Source organism: Stutzerimonas chloritidismutans, assembly GCF_020783375.1.
Taxonomy (GTDB): domain Bacteria; phylum Pseudomonadota; class Gammaproteobacteria; order Pseudomonadales; family Pseudomonadaceae; genus Stutzerimonas; species Stutzerimonas kunmingensis.
Genome location: NZ_CP086067.1, coordinates 4,117,341 through 4,140,458 on the forward strand (window position 1 = coordinate 4,117,341; position 23,118 = coordinate 4,140,458).

The 23,118-nt window shown below is 65.9% G+C and carries 20 protein-coding genes; 10 read left to right on the top strand and 10 right to left on the bottom strand.

All coding sequences use genetic code 11. The features are described from left to right. The first annotated feature begins 35 nt into the window (after positions 1-35). The 6 genes from oscA (at position 36) to LLJ08_RS19385 (ending at position 5,440) form a co-directional block, all read left to right on the top strand. The gene (gene oscA, locus LLJ08_RS19360) at positions 36-215 is read left to right on the top strand and encodes a sulfur starvation response protein OscA (RefSeq protein ID WP_228207723.1); all 180 of its coding nucleotides are present in this window, start codon (positions 36-38) and stop codon (positions 213-215) included. A gap of 268 nt (positions 216-483) precedes the next feature. Further along, positions 484-1,482 (top strand): sulfate ABC transporter substrate-binding protein, encoded by a 999-nt coding sequence (locus LLJ08_RS19365; RefSeq protein WP_228207724.1) that lies wholly within the window; start codon positions 484-486, stop codon positions 1,480-1,482. Between the two features lie 166 nt (positions 1,483-1,648). Next, on the top strand, positions 1,649-2,464 hold the full coding sequence (gene cysT / locus LLJ08_RS19370; protein WP_228207725.1) for a sulfate ABC transporter permease subunit CysT: 816 nt from the start codon (positions 1,649-1,651) through the stop codon (positions 2,462-2,464). A 13-nt stretch (positions 2,465-2,477) separates the two neighbouring features. Further along, positions 2,478-3,353, top strand: a complete 876-nt coding sequence (cysW, locus tag LLJ08_RS19375; RefSeq protein ID WP_228207726.1) for a sulfate ABC transporter permease subunit CysW — start codon at positions 2,478-2,480, stop codon at positions 3,351-3,353. A gap of 2 nt (positions 3,354-3,355) precedes the next feature. Continuing rightward, positions 3,356-4,342, top strand: coding sequence for a sulfate/molybdate ABC transporter ATP-binding protein (locus LLJ08_RS19380; RefSeq protein ID WP_228207727.1), 987 nt, complete (start codon positions 3,356-3,358; stop codon positions 4,340-4,342). Positions 4,343-4,450: 108 nt separating this feature from the next. Further along, the gene (locus LLJ08_RS19385; protein ID WP_228207728.1) at positions 4,451-5,440 is read left to right on the top strand and encodes a 2-hydroxyacid dehydrogenase; all 990 of its coding nucleotides are present in this window, start codon (positions 4,451-4,453) and stop codon (positions 5,438-5,440) included. 144 nt (positions 5,441-5,584) lie between these two features. On the opposite strand, the gene LLJ08_RS19390 is transcribed toward LLJ08_RS19385, so the two are convergent. From LLJ08_RS19390 to LLJ08_RS19430, 9 genes are all read right to left on the bottom strand, one after another. Continuing rightward, positions 5,585-6,268, bottom strand: a complete 684-nt coding sequence (locus tag LLJ08_RS19390; RefSeq protein WP_046618071.1) for a uracil-DNA glycosylase family protein — start codon at positions 6,266-6,268, stop codon at positions 5,585-5,587. A 10-nt stretch (positions 6,269-6,278) separates the two neighbouring features. After that, on the bottom strand, positions 6,279-6,815 hold the full coding sequence (locus LLJ08_RS19395; RefSeq protein WP_228207729.1) for a DUF3299 domain-containing protein: 537 nt from the start codon (positions 6,813-6,815) through the stop codon (positions 6,279-6,281). 53 nt (positions 6,816-6,868) lie between these two features. Then, on the bottom strand, positions 6,869-7,120 hold the full coding sequence (locus LLJ08_RS19400; RefSeq protein WP_003297756.1) for a GlsB/YeaQ/YmgE family stress response membrane protein: 252 nt from the start codon (positions 7,118-7,120) through the stop codon (positions 6,869-6,871). Positions 7,121-7,205: 85 nt separating this feature from the next. Continuing rightward, positions 7,206-8,291, bottom strand: a complete 1,086-nt coding sequence (locus LLJ08_RS19405; RefSeq protein ID WP_228207730.1) for a 5-(carboxyamino)imidazole ribonucleotide synthase — start codon at positions 8,289-8,291, stop codon at positions 7,206-7,208. Between the two features lie 104 nt (positions 8,292-8,395). Further along, the gene (purE, locus tag LLJ08_RS19410) at positions 8,396-8,884 is read right to left on the bottom strand and encodes a 5-(carboxyamino)imidazole ribonucleotide mutase (RefSeq protein WP_014822018.1); all 489 of its coding nucleotides are present in this window, start codon (positions 8,882-8,884) and stop codon (positions 8,396-8,398) included. A gap of 157 nt (positions 8,885-9,041) precedes the next feature. Beyond that, on the bottom strand, positions 9,042-11,534 hold the full coding sequence (locus LLJ08_RS19415) for a sensor histidine kinase (protein WP_228207731.1): 2,493 nt from the start codon (positions 11,532-11,534) through the stop codon (positions 9,042-9,044). Between the two features lie 171 nt (positions 11,535-11,705). Beyond that, entirely contained in the window at positions 11,706-13,628 is a 1,923-nt protein-coding gene (locus tag LLJ08_RS19420; RefSeq protein WP_104098404.1) for a bifunctional sugar phosphate isomerase/epimerase/4-hydroxyphenylpyruvate dioxygenase family protein, read from the bottom strand. A 67-nt stretch (positions 13,629-13,695) separates the two neighbouring features. Then, positions 13,696-16,431, bottom strand: coding sequence for an AMP-binding protein (locus LLJ08_RS19425; protein ID WP_228207732.1), 2,736 nt, complete (start codon positions 16,429-16,431; stop codon positions 13,696-13,698). Between the two features lie 147 nt (positions 16,432-16,578). Beyond that, entirely contained in the window at positions 16,579-17,511 is a 933-nt protein-coding gene (locus LLJ08_RS19430) for a LysR substrate-binding domain-containing protein (protein ID WP_046618075.1), read from the bottom strand. Positions 17,512-17,673: 162 nt separating this feature from the next. Between LLJ08_RS19430 and LLJ08_RS19435 the strand changes: the two genes are divergently transcribed. Beyond that, the gene (locus tag LLJ08_RS19435) at positions 17,674-19,098 is read left to right on the top strand and encodes an aspartate ammonia-lyase (RefSeq protein ID WP_228207733.1); all 1,425 of its coding nucleotides are present in this window, start codon (positions 17,674-17,676) and stop codon (positions 19,096-19,098) included. Positions 19,099-19,188: 90 nt separating this feature from the next. Next, entirely contained in the window at positions 19,189-20,448 is a 1,260-nt protein-coding gene (locus tag LLJ08_RS19440; RefSeq protein ID WP_228207734.1) for a dicarboxylate/amino acid:cation symporter, read from the top strand. 21 nt (positions 20,449-20,469) lie between these two features. On the opposite strand, the gene pdxR is transcribed toward LLJ08_RS19440, so the two are convergent. Further along, entirely contained in the window at positions 20,470-21,936 is a 1,467-nt protein-coding gene (gene pdxR / locus LLJ08_RS19445) for a MocR-like pyridoxine biosynthesis transcription factor PdxR (RefSeq protein ID WP_228207735.1), read from the bottom strand. A 95-nt stretch (positions 21,937-22,031) separates the two neighbouring features. Here pdxR and LLJ08_RS19450 point away from each other — a divergent pair, with 95 nt between their 5' ends. Together LLJ08_RS19450 and LLJ08_RS19455 are read left to right on the top strand one after the other, a co-directional pair. Continuing rightward, positions 22,032-22,664: an FMN-binding negative transcriptional regulator gene (locus LLJ08_RS19450; RefSeq protein WP_228207736.1), complete on the top strand. Its 633-nt coding sequence runs from the start codon at positions 22,032-22,034 to the stop codon at positions 22,662-22,664. 13 nt (positions 22,665-22,677) lie between these two features. Next, on the top strand, positions 22,678-23,118 hold the full coding sequence (locus LLJ08_RS19455; RefSeq protein WP_228207737.1) for a GNAT family N-acetyltransferase: 441 nt from the start codon (positions 22,678-22,680) through the stop codon (positions 23,116-23,118).

The following is a 23,118-nucleotide window of genomic DNA, read 5'->3' on the forward strand; positions in this document are numbered from 1 at the left end:
CCGGTCGTCACGAAAGGCTTTCACGGAGAACAGCAATGACCGCGACCATTCGCAACCTCGAGGGGCAGGACGAAGCCAGCATCCTGCGCGAGATCCACAACGCCCTGAGCGGCCTCAAGCTCGGCTCGGTTGAAATCACCGTGCACGACGGCCAGGTCGTGCAGATCGAGCGCAAGGAGAAGTTCCGCCTGCAGCCGACCGGCAAGAACGCCTGACCCCCCGACTACCCCATCCATCAGCCCGACTGGACCACCGGAGGGCGTGACCATGAAACGAGCCGAGACCATGAACACGCACCGGTACTGCAGCTGTCGTCCGCGAATGCGGAGCTAATCGAGTCACTGAAAACCGCCTGACACAGCTAGACCAGGTTGCAACCCGCCAGGCTGCTTCTGCCTCGCCCTGCCTGTCTTCCAGCGTGATTTCAGCGACCGTCCCTGAAGCGCCAACACATACCAAATTAGTTTTTTCAGGAGCTGCACCATGTCCATTCGTCGCTTCGCCCTCGCCGCCCTGGCGAGCGCGCTGATCGCCGGCCCCGCACTGGCCGCCGACACCCTGCTCAACGTGTCCTACGATCCGACGCGCGAGCTCTATGTGGAATTCAACGACGCCTTCAACAAGCACTGGCAGGCCCAGGGCCATGAGCCGATCAAGGTCCAGCAGTCCCATGGCGGCTCCGGCAAGCAGGCCCGTGCCGTCATCGATGGTCTGCGTGCCGATGTGGTGACGCTGGCCCTGGCTGGCGATATCGATGAGCTGCATCGCCTCGGCAAGCTGATCCCCAAGGATTGGCAGACCCGCCTGCCGGACGCCAGCACGCCCTATACCTCGACCATCGTGTTCCTGGTGCGCAAGGGCAATCCGAAGGGCATCAAGGACTGGGACGACCTGGTCAAGCCGGGCGTCGAGGTGATTACGCCAAACCCGAAAACCTCCGGTGGTGCGCGCTGGAACTTCCTCGCGGCCTGGGCCTATGCGCAGCAGAAATACGGCACTGAGGAACAAGCACAGGAATTCGTCGGGACGCTGTACAAGAACGTGCCGGTACTGGACACCGGCGCCCGCGGCTCGACCGTCACCTTCATCAACAACGGCATCGGCGACGTGCTGCTGGCCTGGGAGAACGAAGCCTTCCTGGCCCTGAAGGAACAGGGCGGTGAAGATTTCGAGATCATCGCGCCTTCGCTTTCGATCCTTGCCGAGCCACCGGTGGCCGTGGTGGACAAGAACGTCGAGCGCAAGGGCACGCGGGCGCTAGCCGAGGCCTATCTGAACTACCTGTACAGCGAGGAAGGCCAGCGCATTGCGGCGAAGAACTTCTACCGGCCGCGCAACGAGGCCGTGGCGGCCGAGTTCAAGGACCAGTTCCCGGCGCTGAAGCTGGTCACCATCGACGGCGATTTCGGCGGCTGGAAGACCGCGCAGCCGAAGTTCTTCAATGATGGCGGCATCTTCGACCAGATCTATCTGACCGAATGAAGCGACTGCGCTTCAGCCCCTGAGAGTACTCGGCAGTTCGTAGGGTGGATCGCGCTTCACCGATCCACCATCGCTCCCACCCGGAGGCGATGGTGGAAGTTAAAGGCGACTTGCACCCTACAGGCTGCGCTCGTCACGCCAGTCGCTCGAATAAAAGGCAACGTCCATGTCCCGATCTACCTCCGTCATACCCGGCTTCGGGCTGACGCTGGGCTACACCCTGGTGTACCTCAGCCTGTTGGTGCTGATTCCCCTGGGTGCGCTGTTTCTCAAGACCACCGAACTCTCGTGGGCGCAGTTCATCGCCATCGTCAGCGCGCCGCGCGTGCTGGCGGCGCTGAAGCTGAGCTTTGGCACCGCCTTCGCTGCCGCCGTGCTCAATGGCGTGATCGGCACGCTGCTGGCCTGGGTGCTGGTGCGCTATCGCTTCCCCGGCCGCAAGATCATCGAGGCGATGATCGACCTGCCTTTCGCCCTTCCGACCGCGGTGGCAGGCATTGCCCTCACTGCGCTGTACGCGCCGAACGGACCGATCGGCCAGTTCGCCACGCAGATGGGCTTCAAGATCGCCTTCAGCCCGCTGGGCATCACCCTGGCACTGACCTTCGTGACCCTGCCCTTCGTGGTGCGCACCCTCCAGCCGGTGCTCGCCGATATCCCTCGGGAAGTCGAAGAAGCCGCGGCCTGCCTTGGCGCGCGTCCACTGCAGGTTGTTCGCCATGTGCTCCTGCCAGCGCTGCTGCCCGCCTGGCTGACCGGCTTCGCCCTGGCCTTTGCCCGCGGCGTCGGTGAGTACGGCTCGGTGATCTTCATTGCCGGCAACATGCCGATGAAGACCGAGATCCTGCCGCTGCTGATCATGGTCAAGCTGGACCAGTACGACTACGCCGGCGCCACGGCCATCGGCGTGCTGATGCTGGTGGCGTCGTTTGTTCTGCTGCTGTTCATCAACCTGCTGCAGCGCCGCATCGCGCATTCCTGAAGAGGCCACCGACATGACTTCCGCTTCCCTATCGGTGACCGCAAACACCACCGCCAATGCCACGCGCCGCGGCAACGCCCTCGGCCGCCGGCTGCTGATCGTCGCAGCCTGGCTGGTCTTCGCGCTGTTTCTGCTGCTGCCCCTGCTGATCGTCGTCAGCGAAGCACTGAAGCAGGGCTTCGGCACATTTTTCACCGCCATCTTCGAGCCCGATGCCCTGGCCGCGCTCAAGCTCACCCTGCTTGCCGTGGGCATCTCGGTGCCGCTCAATCTGGTGTTCGGCGTCGCCGCCGCCTGGTGCGTGAGCAAGTACGCGTTCCGCGGCAAGAGCCTGCTGGTGACCCTGATAGACCTGCCGTTCTCGGTCTCCCCGGTCATCGCCGGCCTGATCTACGTGCTCTTGTTCGGCGCCCAGGGCTATTTCGGCGAGTGGCTGAGTGATCGCGATATCCAGATCGTCTTCGCCGTGCCGGGCATCGTCCTGGCGACGCTGTTCGTCACCGTGCCCTTCGTCGCCCGCGAGCTGATCCCGCTGATGCAGGAACAGGGCAGCACCGAGGAAGAAGCCGCGCGGCTACTCGGCGCCAGCGGCTGGCAGATGTTCTGGCACATCACCCTGCCGAACATCAAATGGGGCCTGATCTACGGCGTGGTGCTCTGCACCGCGCGGGCGATGGGCGAGTTCGGCGCGGTGTCGGTGGTGTCCGGGCATATCCGCGGGCTGACCAACACCCTGCCGCTGCACGTCGAGATTCTCTACAACGAATACAACCACGTCGCCGCGTTCAGCGTGGCCAGCCTGCTGCTGGCCCTGGCGCTGGTGATCCTGCTGCTCAAGCAGTGGAGCGAGTCCCGCATCGCCCGCCTGCACGCCAACGCCGAGGACTGACCATGTCGATCGAAATCAGCAACATCAACAAGCGCTTCGGCCAGTTCCAGGCGTTGAAGGCAATCAACCTGCACATTCAGAGCGGCGAATTGGTCGCCCTGCTCGGCCCGTCCGGCTGCGGCAAGACCAGCCTGCTGCGCATCATCGCCGGGCTGGAAACGCCGGACACCGGCAACATCGTATTCCATGGCGAGGACGTTTCCAGCCGCGACGTGCGCGACCGCAACGTCGGCTTCGTCTTCCAGCACTACGCGCTGTTCCGCCACATGACGGTGTTCGAAAACGTCGTCTTTGGTCTGCGCATGAAACCGAAAAAGCAGCGCCCGAGCGATGCGGTGATTGCCGAGAAGGTCCATGAACTGCTCGGCCTGGTGCAGCTGGACTGGCTCGCCGATCGCTACCCCGAGCAGCTCTCCGGCGGCCAGCGCCAGCGCATCGCCCTGGCCCGCGCGCTGGCGGTGGAGCCCAAGGTGTTGCTGCTCGATGAGCCGTTCGGCGCGCTGGACGCCAAGGTGCGCAAGGAACTGCGCCGCTGGCTGGCGCGGCTGCACGAGGACGTGCACCTGACCTCCGTGTTCGTTACCCACGACCAGGAGGAGGCGATGGAGGTCGCCGATCGCATCGTGGTGATGAACAAGGGTGTGATCGAGCAGATCGGCGCACCGGCGGAGGTGTATGCCAACCCCGCCAGCGAGTTCGTCTACCACTTCCTCGGCGACGCCAATCGCCTGCAGCTGGATGAACAGCGCAGCGTGCTGTTCCGCCCGCATGAGGTTTCCCTGAGCCGCGAAGCGGTGGCCGAGCACCTAGCCGGCGAGGTGCGCGACATCCGTCCGCTTGGTGCGCTTACCCGGGTCACGCTGAAGGTCGCTGGGCAAGCCGAGCCGATCGAAGCGGAGGTCGGCAATGACCACGCCAGCCTGGTAGGCGTGCGACGCGGCAGCACGCTGTACTTCCAGCCCAAGGGGGAGGCGCTGCGCGCGGGCTGATGCGCGCCGCCGCGTCGACTCGCGGTCATATCGGGCGACAGAAGCGACTTGGCCGCGGCGGGCAACTGTCGCACCCTGTCGGCAGTCGCCCCTTATCGCGAGGCTCACATGCGCATCACCCTGTTCAGCAGCAAACCCTACGATCGCGACAGCTTCCAGGCCGCCAATCAGGCACATGGCTTCGAGCTGCAATTCCTCGAGTCGCGCCTCGATCCCGATACCGTGGCGCTAGCCGCCGGCGCCGAGGTGGTCTGCCCGTTCGTCAATGACGTGCTGTCGGCGCCGGTGCTGGAAAAGCTCGCCGCTGGCGGCACACGGCTAATCGCGCTGCGTTCGGCCGGTTACAACCATGTCGATCTGCCCTGTGCCCAGCGTCTCGGCCTGCCGGTAGTGCGGGTGCCGGCCTATTCGCCGCACGCGGTGGCCGAACACACCGTGGCGCTGATTCTGGCACTCAACCGGCGCCTGCCACGGGCCTACAACCGTACCCGCGAGGGCAATTTCTCGCTGCAGGGGCTGACCGGCTTCGATCTGGTCGGCAAGCGGGTCGGCGTGGTCGGCAGCGGGCAGATCGGCGCTGTGTTCGCGCGGATCATGCTCGGTTTCGGCTGCGAGGTGCAGCTCTACGACCCCTTCCTCAACCCGGACCTGGAGCGCCTCGGCATGCGTTATGTGGCGCTCGACGAGCTGCTCGCCAGCAGTGATATCGTCAGCCTGCACTGCCCGCTGACCGAGCAGACCCGTCACCTGATCAACCAGCAGAGCCTGGCGACCATGAAGCCGCGCGCCATGCTGATCAACACCGGCCGTGGCGCGCTGATCGACACGCCGGCACTGATCGGCGCGCTGAAGAGCGGTCAGCTCGGCTACCTGGGCCTGGACGTCTATGAGGAAGAGGCCGGGCTGTTCTTCGAGGACCACTCCGGCCTGCCGCTGCAGGACGATGTGCTGGCGCGGCTGCTGTCGTTTCCCAACGTCATCGTCACCGCGCACCAGGCATTTCTCACCGACGAGGCGCTGGCTGCGATCGCAGGCACCACGCTGGGCAATGTCGCGGCCTGGCAGGCCGGGCAGATCAGCAATCAGGTCAGCGGCTAGCGGCCTGTGCTGTGGGTTGGTTGAGGTAAGTTCGGATGAGAGGCAAGGCGCTGCGACGAGTCATAGCCAGGCTATGGTAAGGAGCAGCAACACAGTATTGGGCCATAGGCGCCGAAATTGACCAACTGAACTTGGCAAAGGCCACTAACGGACTGGTTTTTCGTCGAGCTGGCGCAGCCGCGCCTCGAGCAGCTCCGGAAAGCGCTTAAACCAGGTCTGGTTCAACGGCGAGGGATGCGGCAGCGGGTGCAGGGTGAAGGTTCGGGCCTGCCCCTGTTCGTCCTGCAGCTCGACATCGAGGCTGGCGGTGAAACGATCCTCACGTTGCCAGAAGTCTTCCAGACGCTGGCGCGCCTCACGCGGCTGGTCGATGCCGAACCAGAGAAACGCCTCGCGCCCGAGGGTGATGATGTGCCGCCCGCGCCAGTTGTCCACCAGCAACTGACGCATCAGCGGATGGAAGCGGCGCTTGACTGCCATCGACCAGGCCTTGTTGCCGACCGGCTTGTACGGCACGGTATTGATCCAGAAGTAGTGCCGACCCAGCGCCCGCCCCGCCTCGAAATCCGGCATCTGCTCGCCATGCAGGTGGCGATAGAGCACGCGGCGGACGATCTGCCCGCCGGAGCCGATGAAGGGCTCGCCATGGCGGACCTCCTCGCGGCCTGGGTCACGACCGAAAAAGCAGAGCGGCGCATCGGCGTCGCCAAGACCGATGATTGGCTCCAGCGGATCACGCTCGAATACCTGGTAGACCGGTCGATCAATGCCATCGGTGTGCGCGGCAAGCTCGCGCAGCGCCTGACATATCTCGGTGGGTAGCGTCATTGCCTGTGGCTCAGAAGTCGCTTTCGTCGACCAGCTCGACTGCGGCGGCTTCCAGCGCATAGGCGGCATCGGCCAGATCGTTGCTGACCGGCTCGATTTGCAGGCGACCGTCCACCCACAGCGGCGCGTAGATGTCCTCCAGGGCGATGCCCTTCGGGTAGCGCACCAGCACGATCTGGTTCGGCGGCGGCGGCGGCACGTGGATGCAGGCACCGGGATAAGGGACGAGGAAAAACTCGGTGCTGCGTCCGCGGGCGTCGCTTTCCAGCGGCACCGGGTAGCCACCGAGGCGGATCTCGCGGCCGTTCAGCTCGGCGACCGTCTTGGCCGAATACATCACCGCCGGCAGTCCGGCCTCCTGCTTGAGCCCGCCCTGATCGCTGAAGCCCAGGTCCTCGGGCGTTGCATGGTCGATCTCCGGCATCTCCTCCAGCGCCTGACGATCCTCGGGCGGCATCAGTTCCAGCCAGTCGAGTTCCGATGGCGCGGCATGAACGGTGGCAACGAGGGCGAAAAAGCAGAACAGCGAGGCGAGAAATGAACGCATGAGGCCACTACGTGAGAAGGGAACGGGGCCGCAGGGCGCGGCCCCGCGGAGGATCAATGCTTGCGGCTGGTGACCATGCCGTAGATCACCAGCAGGATGATCGCACCGACCACCGCGCCGATAAAGCCTGCGCCTTCGCCCGCCTGGTATAGGCCGAGCGCCTGGCCGCCATAGGTCGCCAGCAGCGAGCCGCCGATACCGAGCAGGATGGTCATGATCCAGCCCATGCTGTCGTCGCCGGGCTTGAGGAAACGCGCGATGAGGCCAACGATGAGGCCGATGATGATGGTGCCGATGATGCCCATGGATAAGCTCCTGAGGTCCGAAAGGTGGGTAACCAATCGGACCCGAGGGCTCTGTCACCGTTCGCCGAAGCCTGACGGCCGGGCGTCAGGAATGCGGGATCAGCGTCTCTACGGCGGTGATCTGCCGGTCGAGGGTGGCGCGATCGGGGCAGCGCAGGGTGGCGTGGCCAACTTTGCGTCCGACCTTGAAGGCCTTGCCGTAGTGATGCAGATGGCAATCCTCGATGGCGATGACCTTTTCCACCGGCGGCACTTCACCAATGAAGTTGAGCATGGCGCTCTCGCCCAGCTTGGCGGTCGAGCCCAGCGGCAGACCGGCGACGGCCCGCAGGTGGTTCTCGAACTGGCTGCACTCGGCGCCTTCGATGGTCCAGTGCCCGGAGTTGTGCACGCGCGGGGCGATCTCGTTGGCCTTCAGGCCGCCATCGACCTCGAAGAACTCGAAGGCCAGCACGCCGACATAGTCGAGCTGCTTGAGCACGCGACCGACGTAGTCCTCGGCCAGCGCCTGCAGCGGATGGTTGCTGCTGGCCACCGACAGCCGCAGGATGCCGCTCTCGTGGCTGTTGTGTACCAGCGGATAGAAACAGGTCTCGCCATCACGCCCGCGCACGGCGATCAGCGAGACTTCGCCGGTGAACGGCACGAAGCCCTCGAGGATGCACGGCACGCTGCCCAGCTCGGCGAAGGCATTGCTCACATCCGCCGGCTTGCGCAGCAGCTTCTGACCTTTGCCGTCGTAACCCAGGGTGCGGGTCTTGAGTACCGCCGGCAGGCCGATGCTGGCCACCGCTGCGTCTAGATCGGCCTGGGACTGGATGTCGGCGAAGTCCGGGGTGGGAATGCCGAGTTCCTTGAACATGGATTTTTCGAACCAGCGATCTCGGGCGATACGCAGCGATTCGGCACTCGGGTAGACCGGCACGAACTGCGAGAGGAAGGCCACCGTCTCGGCCGGCACGCTCTCGAACTCGAAGGTCACCAGATCCACTTCGTCAGCCAGCCGGCGCAGATGATCCTTGTCGTCGTAGTCGGCGCGGATGTGCTCGCCGAGAGCCTGGGCGCAGGCGTCCGGCGCCGGGTCGAGGAAGGCGAAGCTCATGCCCAGCGGAGTGCCCGCCAGGGCCAGCATGCGGCCCAGCTGGCCGCCACCGATCACACCAATTTTCATATCAACGGCCCTTCAGTAGGCGGCAGATCGAGCGCGCGCGTCGCGCGGCGCAGGAAAGCAAGTTTATACCCGCCAGCGGACGGCGCCGCGCCGGCAGGCTCGGCTCAGACGCGTGGGTCCGGGCTGTCCAGAACGGTCTGGGTCTGCTCGTCGCGGAATTTCTTCAGTGCCTGGTGATACTCGGGAAACTCGTGACCGAGGATGCTCGCCGACAGCAGCGCGGCGTTGATCGCGCCGGCCTTGCCGATGGCCAGGGTGGCGACCGGCACGCCCGCCGGCATCTGCACGATGGACAGCAGCGAATCGACGCCGGAGAGCATCGAGGATTGCACCGGCACGCCGAGCACCGGCAGGTGCGTCTTGGCGGCGCACATGCCCGGCAGATGGGCGGCACCGCCGGCGCCGGCGATGATCACGCGCAACCCGCGGGCTTCGGCCTGTTCGGCGTACTGGAAGAGCAGGTCCGGGGTGCGATGGGCGGACACCACCGTCACTTCATGGGGGATGCCCAGCTTTTCCAGCATGTCGGCGGTGTGGCTCAGGGTGGACCAGTCGGACTTGGAGCCCATGATCACGCCTACCAGTGCGCTCATCGTCGTGCCTCTCATTGGGCGCCCGCGGGCGCGTCAAGAACAACAAACCACGCAAAAGAGCGTGGCCTGGACAGTCGCGGACCGACCTTGGCCGCCCGCGCGAAAGCCGCGCAGTATAGCGCAAGGCGTGACCAGCCAGTACCCCGCACGACCAGCGCTACTGCAGCGCAGCAGGCGCCAGGCGTGGCAGTTCGATCCAAAAACGGCTGCCGACGCCAGGTTCGCTGTGCAGTCCCAGCTGCCCGTTCATCAGGCGGGCGAACTCCAGGCACAGCGACAGCCCTATGCCGGTGCCCTGGATCATGCTGTTCTCGCGCCCGAGCCGCTGGAAGGGTTCGAACACCTGCGCCTGCTGCGCGGGCTCGATGCCCAATCCCGTATCCTCGACCAACAGCCGCACATGCCCCGGGCTGGTTTCGGTACGTAAGCTGATGTGGCCATCGGGAACGTTGTACTTCATCGCGTTGGACAGCAGGTTGAGCAGCACCTGGCGCAACCGACGCGGCTCGGCAAGCACCTGCAGTGGCTCATCCGGCAACTGCAATTGCAGATGCAGGCCGCGTTGCTGAACCTCGAGCGAGACCAGTTCGGCGCACTCGCGCATCAGTTTGCAGACGTCCACCGCCTGCAGTTCGAGCTGCGCCGGTTCGTTCTGCAGGCTGGACCACTCGAGAATCTCGCCCAGCAGCTGGTTGAGATGGCGGCTGGCAAGCAGGATCTCGTCGAGGTATTCCGCCGCCTCGGATTGGCTCTCGTCGTCGCAGTCCATGCGCATCAGCTGGGCGAAACCGAGAATCGCATTGAGCGGCGTGCGCAGTTCATGGCTGATACCCGAGAGCAGCCGGCCCTTCGCTTCGCTGGCAGCCTGGGCCTGCAGGGTCGCCGCGCGTAGTTCTTCCTCGACCCGCTTCAGCGCGTCGATATCCACATGAGTACCGGCGAGTATCTTCGCCATGCCGGTATCCGGATCATGTTCAAGCACACGCCCGCGGCTGAGCAGCCAGTGGTAGTGGCCCTGGGTATCGGCGAAGCGGTATTCGGCCTCGTAGCGCTGCTGCAGCCCGCGGCTGACGCGTTCGATCTGCGCCAGCGCCTGCGGCAAGTCGTCGGGGTGGATACGGCGACGGAACTCGCTATCGCTGAGCGGCCCCGACGGCAGGCCGAAGCGCGTCCCCATACCGCCGCGTATACGCAGCCGGTGGTTGGGCATGTCATATTCCCAGAGGCTCTCGGTTGCGCTTTCCAGCACCAGTTCCAGTCGCCGTTGCGCCTCCCAGCGCTCGGATTCGCTATAGGCCAGGCGGCTACCGATGTCCTGGGTGTGACGGCACATTTCGTCCAGCTCGCGGATCTGCGACTCGGCCGGCTGCGGCTGCCAGCGGCCGACGCCAATCTCGCCGAGCATCCGCGAGATGCCGGCGATGGGCGTCAGCAGCGCGCCGCTGAGCTGGCGTGCGCGCAGCCACATGAGGGCGAAGAAACCGATATAGAACAGCACCAACCCGGCGATCAGCAGATAGCCGATCTGCTGATAACGGCTCGCCAGGGCATTGGTCTGGCGAAATACCGCGGCCTCATCGACCACCGCCAGCAGGTGCCAGCCGGTCTGCGCCACAGTGGTCCAGGCCACCAGCTGCGGCCGGCCGCCAAGCATCACCTGCTGTACGCCGCTGCTGGCCCCGGAGATCGCCGCGGCGAGCTCAGCGGTTTCCGGGCGGCGATCGAGCTGGAAATCCTCCGGTTTGAACACCTCGCGGCGGATGGCATCCAGATAGGAATGCTCGGTCAGCTCGGCCAGGCCGAAATCCGCTTCGCCAGGTTCGGGCAGCGCCATGATCGACAGATCATCGCTGACCAGCATGGCGTAGCCACCCCAGGGCACCTGCACCTGGCCGATCTGCTCGAGGATGCCGCTGACGGTGATGTCGATGCCGACCACGCCTTCGAGAAAATCGCCGTGGTACACCGGCGCAGTCGCCGACATCATCCAGCCGTGCCCGGCCGGGTCGAGGTAGACATCGGTCCACACTACGCCGCGCGACGGGTTGTGCTTGGCGTCTGCCAGGTAATAGAAGTTGTACTTGGGGATATCCATGTCCGCCGGGTACTGATCGAGCGTGAAGAACCACGGATAGATATGGTTGAAGCTATCCCAACTGTTGAAGTAGAGGCTGGCGACCAGCGGGTTGCGCGCTTCGATCTCCTTCATCAGCGGCTCCAGCTGCCGCAGCCTGGCGATCTTCTGCAGGTCATGCCGCTCGGGGGCAGTGGCGTTGGAATAGAACACGGCGGCACCGCCGTCATCGCTGGGGCTGTAGCGCACGCCCTCGTCGCTCAGGGCCAGTTCGGGCACCTGTCCCGGCGCGACGCCCTGCAGCGCCTGCGCGGTGAGATTGCGATACAACTGGGTCAGGGAGCTGACCTGGCTGAGTTGCTCGCTGATCAGACGCGACTCGAGACTTACCGCCGCCTGCAGGTCGTTGAGCGCGGTTTCGCGCAGATGCTCGACCTGAGCGTCGCGAATGGCGTTGTTGGTCAGCAGATAGATCGCGATCAACGCGGTCTCCACCAGCACCAGTGGGATGAGCGCGCTGCGCACGAAGGCCCGCCAGATCCATTGACGCAGGCCGATTGGCTTTGAGGTGGGCACGATGGGCTCCAGCGGCCGCGCAAGGCGAATAATCAGCAGTAGGCGCGGCGAGGCCGTGATCATACCATCGCGCTCGCGGCGTCGAGCTAGTGGCCTGCGCGGTGAGGCAAGTTCGGATATAGATGGCTCCGAAACAAGGCGCTGGAGCCTTGCGGCGCGGGCGCCGCCATCTCAGCAGGCGCTGGCGACGCTGGTGGCGCTGGGAGCCGAACGGCGGCATTGCTTGGCCATCGCCGCCAGGCGCACCGCGACATTCGCGGTGCCGTAGCCGGTGTAGCCATTGCAGCGCTGCAGGATCTCGAAGAAGAAGCGGCCTTCGAACGGCTCGGTGTAGACGTGAAACAGCTCGCCACCCTCGGCATCACGGTCGTAGAGCACGTTGTAGCGCGCCAGCTCGGCGAGCAGCGCGTCGTCGAAATCGAACCGCGCCGCCAAATCGTCGTAGTAGTTGCGCGGGATTTCCAGCAACGGCACCCCGGCCGCCTGCGCCCGGGCGACCTCGGCGAAGATGTCGTCGCAGGCGAACGCCACGTGGTGCACCCCGGCGCCACGATAACTGGACAGCGCCTGGGCGATCACGGTGTCGCGATCCTGCGAGGTGTTCAGCGGCAGCCGGACGCGACCGCAGGGGCTACGCATGGCGCGGCACTTCATCAGTCCGTAGGGATCGGGCAGCAGCAGCTCGTTGTCGGCCTCGAAATCGAACAGGCTGCGATAGAACAGCACCCAGCTGGCCAGGCTTTCGGCCGGCAGCGCGGTAGCCATGTGATCGATACGCTGCAAGCCCGCATCCTTCGGGCCGACCGCATGCAGGCGAAAGTCGATGTCGTAGTTGCTCTGCCCTGGCGCGCCGGACTCAAGCAGATAGATCAGGCTGCCGTCAGGCGCGCGCACGGCCGGAATCTGCCGCTCGTTCGGCCCGATCAGGCCACGGTAAGGCTGGCCGCCAAAGGCGCAGGCACGCGCCAGCGCCGGCCCCTCTTCGTCGATCTTCAGCGCCATGGCACACACCGAAGGGCCATGCGCCTCGAAGTAGTTGTGGGCAAACGAATAGGGCTCGGCGTTGAGCACGATATTGATCTCGCCCTGGCGAAACAGCTGCACATCCTTCGAGCGGTGCTGACCGACATGGGCGAAGCCAAGACGCTGCAGCCAGCTGCCGAGGCGCACGGCGTGCGGCTCGTCCACCGCGAACTCGAGGAAATCGATGCCTTCGTAGCGCGGTGCCGGCGCTGGCGCGAACAGCGTTTGCGCCAGCGCCGGGCTGGTCGAAGCACTCAGACGTTGCCCGGTTTTCTCTTCCAGGTGCTGAAGCGCACGCAGGCCGTCGGCGGCGATGCCTCGCGGCGGCGCAGCGCGGAAGCCATCGTTGAACACTTCCAGCGACAACGGGCCGCTGTAGCCGGCCTGCAGCACAGGTGCGAGAAAGCCCGCCAGGTCGAATTCGCCCTGACCGGGAAAACAACGGAAATGCCGACTCCACTGCAGTACATCCATTGCCAGCAGCGGCGCATCGGCGAGCTGTACGAAGAAGATCCGCTCGCCGGGAATGTCGACGATGCCGCTCGGGTCATCGCCCAGCGCCAGCGTATGGAAACTGTCGAGAATCACCCCCAGTGCAGGATTGTCGACCTGTTGTACCAGTGACCAGACCTGCCGCCAGGTCTTCACGTGGCGGCCCCAGGCCAGCGCCTCGTAGCCCACGCGCAGCCCGCGTGCACCGGCACGCTCGGCGATCTGGCCGAGGTCACCCACCAGTGTCTCGTTATCACCCAGCGCATCGGCCTGAACGTTGCTGCAGAGCAGCATCAGGTCGACGCCCAGCTCGTGCATCAGGTCGAACTTGCGCTCGGCGCGATCGAGATTGCGCTGCACGCGCGCCCGCGGGCAGCCCTCGAAATCGCGGAACGGCTGGAACAGCGTGACGGCAATGCCCAGGTCCTCGCAAAGGCGGCGAATGTCCTGCGGGCTGCCGGAGTGATAGAGCAGGTCGTTCTCGAACAGCTCGACGCCATCGAATCCAGCCGCCGCGGCGGCCTCCAGCTTCTCCGGCAGGGTGCCGCTCAGCGACACGGTGGCGATCGAGCGTTTCATGCGGTTACTCCTGTTACCGGGTGACTCGGGAAGTTGCGCGGCAGCGCTGGGGTCGACGCGAGCATGATCAGGGCACCAGACCATCGCGCTCGCCCGGCTCGGCCAGCGGCAACATCAAGCCGCTCTGACCAGGCATTGCCGCAGTCGGATCCTCAAGCAGCGCGCGCAGCGGCGTGGCGATGGAGGCGGTGTAGTCCTTGACACAGCGATGATGGCCGCCGAGCACGTCGTAACTCTCGAAGCTCGCCCCCATGCCGCGCCAGGCGCGACTGGTGTAGTCGGCGGAGAAATACACCACCGGCGCGTCGATGCGCCGGGGCAGGTAGCGCGCCATTACCAGCGAGTACTGCAGGAAGCGCACGCGCACCTCCCGATCACGCGCGGTGGGTGGTGTCGGCACGTGACCGGCCAGCCGCTGCTGCACCATGCGCACGCTGCGCCGCGACAGCTTCCAGGCCAGGTTGGCGAAGCGTTTGGGATAGGGCCACTTGCTGGTTTCACCGAAACGGCTGAGGGCCTCGTAGGCGCGGGCAAGCTGCATGTCCGGCAGCACCTGGTCGAGGGTACGCAGGATGGCCCGCGACCACGGGCGAACATTGGCGGTGGGCGGATCGATCAGAGCGACGATCTCCACCTCATGGCCCGCCTCGATGAGCAAACGAGCGGCCTCGAAGGCCACCAGCGCGCCGTTGCAGTAGCCGCCGATGCGGTACGGTCCCTGCGCCTGGCGCGCGAGGATCAGCGGCAGACGTTCACGCGCCATCTGCTGCACCGACTCTGGTATCGGCTCGTTGTCCATGCCATGCGGAGCGATGGCCGTCAGCGGCTGCTGCGGGCCGAGCAGCCGGGCCAGGCGACGGATGTAATAGCCGCCATGGGCGAAATCGCCGTGGAACCAGAACAACGGCGTGCGCCCTGGCTGGGCGTTGAAATCGATGACCGGAATGACGTGGTTGGCAAGATTCTCCAGACGTGCTGCCAGCTCGCGGGCGGTCTCGGCCTCGACCAGCAACGATTCGGGGATCACTCGCCCGAGCATCTGCTCCAGCTCGGCAAGCATTTCGGTGGCCAGCAGCGAGTCACCACCGCAATCGAGAAAGTTGTCGTTCGGGCCGACCGCCTCGGTTTTCAGCAGTCGCCGCCAGAGCGCCAGCACCTGCTGCTCCAGTTCGGACGCCGCCTCGGCCACCGCCGCGGCCCGGGCCCGCGCGCTGCGCTGTTCGAGGTAGGCATCCGCCAGCCGATGCCGCAACACCTTGCCGGTCAAGCCGCGCGGCAAGGCGTCGATGATCTGCACGCGCCGCGGCACCTTGAAGTACACCAGCTCGCCCCGCAGGTAGCGCTGAAGCTCCTCGGCCGCCACCCGCATGCCGGGGTGCAAGACCACGGCGGCGGCGACATCCTGGCCGAGGCGCTGATGCGGCACGGCGAACGCCGCTGCATCGGCCACCGCCGGATGGCGCAACAGCACCGCATCGACTTCCGACAGGCTGACCTTCTCGCCGCCGCGGTTGATCACTTCCCGCAGGCGTCCATGCAGGCGCAGGAAGCCGTCCTCGTCGAGGCTGCCGATGTCGCCAGTGTGGAACCAGCCATCGCGCAGCACCTCGCGGTTAAGCGTGTCATCGCCGAGATAGCCAGGCATCACCGTCGCGCCACGCACGCGGATCTCGCCGCGCTCGCCGGCCGCCAGCGGGTTGCCGTTCTCGTCGACGATGCTCAGGGTTTCCGGCCAGGGCCGACCGACCGTGTCCGCCTTGCGTTCGGTCGGGGTGTTGACGGCGATCTGCGCGGCCTCGCTGGAGCCGTAGTGCTCCAGCAGCGGGAAGCCCATGGTCTGCTCGAAGGCATCGATGATGTCCTGTCCCAGCGGCGCGCCGCCGGATGAGGCGAAGCGCGGCCGCTGCGTGCCCAACCCTTCGGGGTGCGCGCTGGCCGCTTCGAGAATTGCGCGGTGCAACGCTGGGCCGGCGGAATACCAGCTCGGCCGCAGGCTTTCGAACCACTCGTGCAGGTCCACCACGGCCGGGCTGAGCGGAAAGGCGACGCTGCCGCCGGTGAGCAGCGGCGTGAGGATGGTGACCTTCAGCCCGTGGGAGTAATAGGGGGCCGAGACGCACAGGCAGCGGTCACCGGCATCCAGGCCGAACCAGCGCTGCCACTTGCGGGCGGCGGTCAGCATGTTGCGATGGGTGAAGGGAATCAGCTTGGGCAACGCCGTGGTGCCGGAGCTGCGCAGGATGAACGCCGGGGCGTCTGCCTCGGGCAGATCATCGGCGGCCGGCTGTGCAGCCAGCGGCATGTCGAACTGCAACGCCGGGCTGCCGTCCGCGGCCGCTTCGGCACTGATCAGCGTCAGCCCGTGGCGCTCGGCGGCCGCCCGGCCCTGCTGATCGCCGTCACTGCTGATCAGCAGGGCATCGAGCGGCAGCTGCTGGAGAAACTGGTCCAGTTCGGCCGGGCCAAGACGCGGATCGAGCGGTACGGCAACCGCCGAACAGGCGATGGCAATGATCGCGACCGCCGCCTGCGGGGCTTCCGGCAGCAATACGCCGATGCGCGCGTCACGGCCGAAACCGGCCTGGCGCAACTGGCGATGGGTCCGCTCGATCATCTGCTGCAGGCCGCGATGGTCCAGCGGCGCGAAGCGGGTCGAAAGCACCGCCGATCGATCAGGCGCACCATGCGCCACGCGGCTCAGCGCGGCATGCAAAGTGACGGGCTCGATGCCGGCGGTCGCCGGGTCGAGCACAGCAAAGACCGAGCCCGCAGGGGGCACGGCGGCGTCGGAGTCGTAATTCACGGCTGTCTGTCCTTGGCTAGAGTCCGGCCTGGCCATGGCACGGATTGCTCAGCTAAGACAGCGTCGCCCGAAAAAGTTGCCTCGCGCGAAGCAACAAAATGTGTGCAGTTAACCGCTTGTTACGCACATTTGGCCGCGTGGGGCGCTTTAACCTGCCGCTTCGCCCGCCTGTCGCTGCGCTTGCGCGGCACGGTTTTCCAGCCTTCGCCAGAGCAAGCGCACTGCACCCTTGCGCATCAGCGAGCAACGATACAGGCGGATTTCCAGTGGTACGCGCCATTGCTCGCTACCACAGATCGCCAGCTCGCCACGCTGCAGCTCGGGCTCGACGCTCAGGCGCGGCACCCACGCGATCCCCAGCCCCTGCAGTGCCATGCTCTTCAGGCTGTCGGCCATGGCCGTCTCGTAAACGGTGGTCGAACGCAGCGCGCGCTGACGCAACAGCAGGTTCACCGAGCGACCGAGAAAGGCGCCAGCGCTGTAGGCCAGCAGCGGCACCGTCTGGCCGCTGTCGACGTCGTACAGCGGCGTGCCGTCATCGCCCGCCGCGCAGACCGGCAGCATTTCGGTGCGCCCCAGGTGCAGCGAGGGGAACAGCTCCGGGTCGAGCTGCAGCGCGGCATCCGGGTCGTAGTAGGCGAGGATCAGGTCGCAGCCGCCTTCGCGCAGCACATGCACGGCTTCGCCGACGTTGGTGGCGATCAGCCGGGTGGCGATGTTCAGCCCGTCGTGGCGCAGGCCGGCGATCCACGCCGGGAAGAAGCCCAGCGCCAGCGAGTGCGCGGCGGATATCTGCAACACCTCGCCCTGCTGGCCCTCGACGTGGTGCAGATGGCGCACCACTTCGCCGAGCTGTTCGACCATGTTGCGCGCACTGACCAGGAACAGCTGGCCGGCCTCGGTCAGCTCGATCGGCGTGCGCGAGCGGTTGATCAGTTGCAGGCCGAGCGCCTCTTCCAGCGAGCGTATCCGCCGGCTGAAGGCCGGCTGCGTGACGAAGCGGCGTTGCGCGGCCTGGGAGAAGCTGCGGGTCGCCGCCAGCGCCACGAAATCCTCCAGCCACTTGGTTTCCAGATTCACCTGAACATCCCTCGATACGATTGCGACCGGTACAAAGTCACACGGACATTATGCCGTTTCGGCATAGGGCAGCCAGCAACGGCATTGGCCGCGAAACGCCTGAAAGCCTTATTTTAGGCGCACTGCAGCACTGCCTGCGCCTACCGAAGCCACATTACCATCATGTCCGAAGTTGCATCATCGCGAGTCGAAAAAGACCTGCTTGGCACCCTCCCCGTTCCTTCCGACGCCTACTACGGCATCCAGACCCTGCGCGCACTGCACAACTTCCGCCTCTCCGGCGTGCCGCTGGCGCATTACCCGAAGCTTATCGTCGCCCTGGCGATGGTCAAGCAGGCCGCCGCAGACGCCAACCGCGAGCTGGGCTACCTGCCCGAAGCCAAGCACGTGGCGATCAGCCAGGGTTGTGCACGACTGATTCGCGGCGAATTCCATGAGCAGTTCGTGGTGGACATGATCCAGGGCGGCGCCGGCACCTCGACCAACATGAACGCCAACGAAGTAATCGCCAACCTCGGCCTTGAGGCCATGGGCCACGCCAAGGGCGAGTATCAGTACCTGCACCCGAACAACGACGTGAACATGGCGCAGTCCACCAACGACGCCTATCCGACGGCGATTCGCCTGGGCCTGCTGCTCGGTCACAACACCCTGCTCGCCAGCCTGGAGAGCCTCTGCCAGTCGCTGACCGGCAAGGGCCATGCCTTCGCCCACGTGCTGAAGATGGGCCGTACCCAGCTACAGGACGCCGTGCCGATGACCCTCGGCCAGGAGTTCCACGCCTTCGCCACCACCCTCGGCGAGGATCTGCACCATCTGCGCGGCTTCGCCCCGGAGCTGCTGCTGGAAGTGAACCTCGGCGGCACCGCGATCGGCACGGGCATCAATGCCGATCCGCGCTACCAGGCCATTGCCGTGCAGCGCCTGGCGCAGATCAGCGGCCAGCCGCTGCGCCAGGCCGCGGACCTGATCGAAGCCACCTCGGACATGGGCTCGTTCGTGCTGTTCTCCGGCATGCTCAAGCGCCTGGCGGTGAAGCTGTCGAAGATCTGCAACGACCTGCGCCTGCTCTCCAGCGGCCCGCGCACCGGCTTCAACGAGATCAACCTGCCGCCGCGCCAGCCGGGCAGTTCGATCATGCCGGGCAAGGTCAATCCGGTGATCCCGGAAGCGGTCAACCAGGTCGCCTTCGAAGTGATCGGCAACGACCTCGCGCTGACCATGGCCGCCGAGGGCGGGCAGCTGCAGCTCAACGTCATGGAACCGTTGATCGCCTACAAGCTGTTCGATTCGATCCGCCTGCTGCAGCGCGCCATGGACATGCTGCGCGAGCATTGCATCGAAGGCATCACCGCCAACGAAGACCGTTGCCGCGAGCTGATGGAAAGCTCCATTGGTCTGATCACCGCGCTGAACCCCTACATCGGCTACGACAACAGCACCCGCCTGGCCCGCGAGGCGCTGCTCGGCGGCCGCAGTGTGCTGGAGCTGGTGCGCGAGGAGCGCTTGCTCGACGACGCCATGCTCGCCGAGATCCTGCGCCCGGAAAACATGATCGCGCCACGCCTGGCACCGCTGGTGGTGTGATCGTCCCAAGCGCCCGGCACCCATGCCGGGCGTTCGCTTTACGAGCCACCAGCCCGGCTCGTTCGCACAATAAAAACAACAGGAAAACCCATGACTCAGAGTACGACCCTCTCCGCTCCCCTGCGCCTGCTCGTCCGCCTGCCGCTCTGGCAGCAGATCCTCATCGGCCTGGCCCTCGGCGTCGCCGCCGGCATGGCCTTTGGCGCAGACGCGCAGCTGCTGGCACCGATCGGCACGCTGTTTCTCAATGCGATCAAGATGCTCATCGTGCCGCTGGTGTTCGTTTCGCTGGTGGCCGGCATAACCTCGATGCAGGACAGCGCCAAGCTCGGCCGCATCAGTCTGAAGACCATCGCCATCTACCTGGTGACCACCGCCTTCGCGGTCAGCATCGGCCTGCTGTTCGGCGCGCTGTTCACCCCGGGCGAAGGCATGAACATGGTCGCCAGTGGCAGCGAACAGGCCAAGCAGGCGCCCTCGCTGGTGTCGATTCTGGTCGGCTTGGTGCCTTCCAATCCGGTCACTGCCTTCGCCGAGGGCAACATCCTGCAGATCATCGTCTTCGCCATCGCCCTGGGCGTCAGCATCAACCTGATCGGCGAGCGCGGCGCGCCGGCGGTGCGCCTGTTCGATGCGCTGGCCGAGAGTTTCTACAAGCTCACCGATCTGGTGATGCGCGTCGCGCCGATCGGCGTCTTCGCCCTCACCGCAGGCGTGGTCGGCAGCCATGGTGCCGAAGTACTGCTGCCACTGGCGGGCGTGATCGGGGTGATCTACCTGGCCAGCATCGCCCACGTGCTGCTGGTCTACGGCGGCCTGCTCGGCCTGCTGGCGCGGCTCAATCCGCTGCGTTTCTTCCAGGGCATCGCCCCGGCGCTGGCGGTGGCCTTCAGCACCTCGAGCAGCTCCGGCACCCTGCCGGTGTCCATCGAATGCGCGCGCAAGAACCTCGGCGTATCCGAAGGTGTGGCGGGCTTCGTGCTGCCAGTAGGCGCGACCATCAACATGGACGGCACGGCGATCTATCAGGGCGTGCTCGCACTGTTCATCGCCCAGGCCTTCGGCATCGACCTTAGCGCCGGGCAGTACGCGATGATCATCCTCACCGCGACGCTGGCCTCCATCGGCACCGCCGGCATCCCCGGCGCCGGGCTGATCATGCTCGGGCTGGTACTCACCGCTGCCGGCCTGCCGCTCGAAGGCGTGGCGCTGATCGCCGGGATCGACCGCATCCTCGACATGGCACGCACCACGGTGAACGTCGCCGGCGACCTGATGACCACCACGCTGGTCGGTCGCAGCGAGCAGGAACTCGACCGAGCGGTGTACGACGCCAGCAACAAGGAGTGAGCGCCGTCTGGAGACCTGCCGCTAGCTCGGCAGGTCCCAGGCGTGACGCAGGCGTTGCAGCGCGGCGATGATTTCCACTTCCGGAACCGCCGCAAAACCCAGCACCAGACCGCCCGGTGCGCCTCTCGGCGCCTGACCGTCCAGCCAGTAGTCGGCCAGCCCGTTCATTTCCACCTCGGCCGCTCGCGCCGCGGCAACCAGCTCGGCTTCGCGGTGGCTGTGCACCGGCACGCACAGATGCAGCCCGGCATCCACCGCCGGCAACTCCGCGCAGCCAGGGATCGCCTCTGGCCAGTGCTGCAACAGGGTGTCGCGGCGCACCCGGGCGGCCTGGCGCATACGGCGCACGTGACGCTGAAAATGGCCGGCAGCGATGAACTCGGCCATCACCATCTGGCTGCCAATGTCCGAGTGACGCATATCCAATGCGCGGCGACGGGCGAAGGCCTCGGCCAGGCCGGGAGGCAACACCAGGTAGCCGAGGCGCAACGCGGGGAAGGTGATCTTGCAGAAAGTGCCGACGTAGAGCACCCGCCCCTGCCGGTCCAGCGCCGCCAAAGGCGTCAACGGCGTGCCGCTGTAACGGTACTCGCCGTCGTAGTCGTCCTCGACGATCCAACCCTCGTTGCGTTCGGCCCACGCGAGCAGTTCCAGGCGCCGCGCCAGCGACAGGGTCACGCCGGTCGGGTACTGATGCGAGGGCGTGACATAGGCCAGCCGACAGCCTTCGATCTGCGCGAGGGCGGCGGTATCCAGTCCCTCGCCATCCACCGCGACCCCACACAGCTCGGCGCCAGCCACGGCGAAGGCATGGCCGGCGGCGCGATAGCCGGGATTCTCCAGCGCGACACGATCGCCGGGCTGCACCAGCAGCTGGGCACAGAGGCTGATGCCCTGCTGTGCGCCGCAGGTGATCACCACCTGGGACGGATCGCAGTTCAGCCCACGACTGCTGCGCAGGTAGGCCGCTACCAGTTCGCGCAAGGCAGGCTCACCCGCCGGGTCGCCATAGCCCAGGCGCGCCGGCGATGGCTTGCGCCAGAAGCGCGCCGTGAGCCGCGCCCAGATTTCGAAGGGAAAAAGATCGAAGGCCGGCACGCCGATGCGAAAGGCCCTCGGCGCACCGCTCACGGGGAGCGCAAGGTGATTGCGCTGCAGGCGCAACAGCGCCTCGGTTGGCACTATCCCGGAAGCAGGCGGCTGCATTAGCGGCCGCGCGCTGCCGAGTTCCACCACGTAAGTGCCATCGCCTACCCGGCCTTCGATGTAGCCCTCGGCGTAGAGCTGATCGAACGCCCGGGTAACGGTGTTGCGTGACACCGCCAGCAATGCCGCCAGATCGCGACCGGCCGGCAGCCGACTTCCTCCAGCCAGACGCCCGTCGAGGATGCGCTCGCGCAGGGCCTGATAAAGCTGGCGTGTCAGCCCCTGGCTGCGCTCCAGACAAATGCCGGAAAGATCGACGGGCAATGGGGGTGTGGTCGGCATAGGCCGCATTGGCTCTATCAAAGTCACAAGTAATGGATCTTACAGCGGGCCAATATCCTGCCTAGCATGACTCCACCACGCCAGAGACTGTCGCCATGTACCTGCCCGCCGCCTTTCGCCAGGATGATCGTGATGAACTGCATCGTCAGATGCGCGCCACGCCGTTCGCCCTGCTCACCAGCGCGGGAGCGGACGGTGTCCTCGCCAGCCACCTGCCGCTGCTGCTGGAACCGGACGAAGGCGAGTTCGGCACGCTCTACGGGCACTTCGCCAAGGCCAATCCGCACTGGCGCGAGCTGCAGGACGGCTGCGAAGCGCTAGCCGTGTTCAGCGGCCCTGATGCCTACATCAGCCCCAGCTGGTATCCGACCAAAGCGGAGCACGGCAAGGTCGTACCGACCTGGAACTACATTGCCGTGCATGCCCGCGGCCCGGTGCGGCTGATCAAGGATCGCAAGAGCCTGCTGCAGATCGTCAGCCGCCTCAGCGATCAGCATGAAGCCAGCCGCCCACAGCCCTGGGCCGTAAGCGATGCACCAGACGACTACCTGGACGCCATGCTGCGCGCCATCGTCGGCTTCGCCCTGCCGATTCGCCGGCTGGAGGGCAAGTGGAAGCTCGGACAGAACCGCTCGCCGGCGGACCAGGCCGGGGTTCGCCAGGGCCTGGCCGCCTCGCTCGATCCACGCGACCAGGCCCTGGCCGCGCGCATGCTCATCACCGATTGAAGAGGAATGCACTGTGCCTGAGATCCGCCCTATCACCGCTGCCGACCACGCTGTCTGGAGAGAACTCTGGCAGAACTACCAACGCTTCTACGCCGCTGCGATTGCGGAGCAGACCAGCGATCTCACCTGGCAGCGCTTCCTCGATCCAGCCGAGCCGATGCACGCCGCACTGGCCTGGCATGACGGCCACGCCATCGGCCTGGTGCACTGGATCTTCCATCGCAGCTGCTGGACCCGCGGTGACTACTGCTACCTGCAGGATCTCTACGTGGCCGAGGGCACCCGCGGCAAAGGCATCGGTCGGGCGCTGATCGAGCACGTCTACGCCCAGGCCGCAGCCGCCGGCGCCTCGCGCGTCCACTGGCTGACCCAGGAGACCAACTATACGGGGCGCATGCTCTACGACCGCATCGCCGAACGCGCGGGCTTCATCCAGTACCGCAAGATCCTCTGA

What these genes read in the sequence shown, in the direction of transcription:
- oscA (WP_228207723.1), top strand. Translation starts at nt 36, where the DNA reads ATGACCGCGACCATTCGCAACCTCGAGGGGCAGGACGAAGCCAGCATC.
- LLJ08_RS19365 (WP_228207724.1), top strand. Translation starts at nt 484, where the DNA reads ATGTCCATTCGTCGCTTCGCCCTCGCCGCCCTGGCGAGCGCGCTGATC.
- cysT (WP_228207725.1), top strand. Translation starts at nt 1,649, where the DNA reads ATGTCCCGATCTACCTCCGTCATACCCGGCTTCGGGCTGACGCTGGGC.
- cysW (WP_228207726.1), top strand. Translation starts at nt 2,478, where the DNA reads ATGACTTCCGCTTCCCTATCGGTGACCGCAAACACCACCGCCAATGCC.
- LLJ08_RS19380 (WP_228207727.1), top strand. Translation starts at nt 3,356, where the DNA reads ATGTCGATCGAAATCAGCAACATCAACAAGCGCTTCGGCCAGTTCCAG.
- LLJ08_RS19385 (WP_228207728.1), top strand. Translation starts at nt 4,451, where the DNA reads ATGCGCATCACCCTGTTCAGCAGCAAACCCTACGATCGCGACAGCTTC.
- LLJ08_RS19390 (WP_046618071.1), bottom strand. Translation starts at nt 6,268, where the DNA reads ATGACGCTACCCACCGAGATATGTCAGGCGCTGCGCGAGCTTGCCGCG.
- LLJ08_RS19395 (WP_228207729.1), bottom strand. Translation starts at nt 6,815, where the DNA reads ATGCGTTCATTTCTCGCCTCGCTGTTCTGCTTTTTCGCCCTCGTTGCC.
- LLJ08_RS19400 (WP_003297756.1), bottom strand. Translation starts at nt 7,120, where the DNA reads ATGGGCATCATCGGCACCATCATCATCGGCCTCATCGTTGGCCTCATC.
- LLJ08_RS19405 (WP_228207730.1), bottom strand. Translation starts at nt 8,291, where the DNA reads ATGAAAATTGGTGTGATCGGTGGCGGCCAGCTGGGCCGCATGCTGGCC.
- purE (WP_014822018.1), bottom strand. Translation starts at nt 8,884, where the DNA reads ATGAGCGCACTGGTAGGCGTGATCATGGGCTCCAAGTCCGACTGGTCC.
- LLJ08_RS19420 (WP_104098404.1), bottom strand. Translation starts at nt 13,628, where the DNA reads ATGAAACGCTCGATCGCCACCGTGTCGCTGAGCGGCACCCTGCCGGAG.
- LLJ08_RS19435 (WP_228207733.1), top strand. Translation starts at nt 17,674, where the DNA reads ATGTCCGAAGTTGCATCATCGCGAGTCGAAAAAGACCTGCTTGGCACC.
- LLJ08_RS19440 (WP_228207734.1), top strand. Translation starts at nt 19,189, where the DNA reads ATGACTCAGAGTACGACCCTCTCCGCTCCCCTGCGCCTGCTCGTCCGC.
- pdxR (WP_228207735.1), bottom strand. Translation starts at nt 21,936, where the DNA reads ATGCCGACCACACCCCCATTGCCCGTCGATCTTTCCGGCATTTGTCTG.
- LLJ08_RS19450 (WP_228207736.1), top strand. Translation starts at nt 22,032, where the DNA reads ATGTACCTGCCCGCCGCCTTTCGCCAGGATGATCGTGATGAACTGCAT.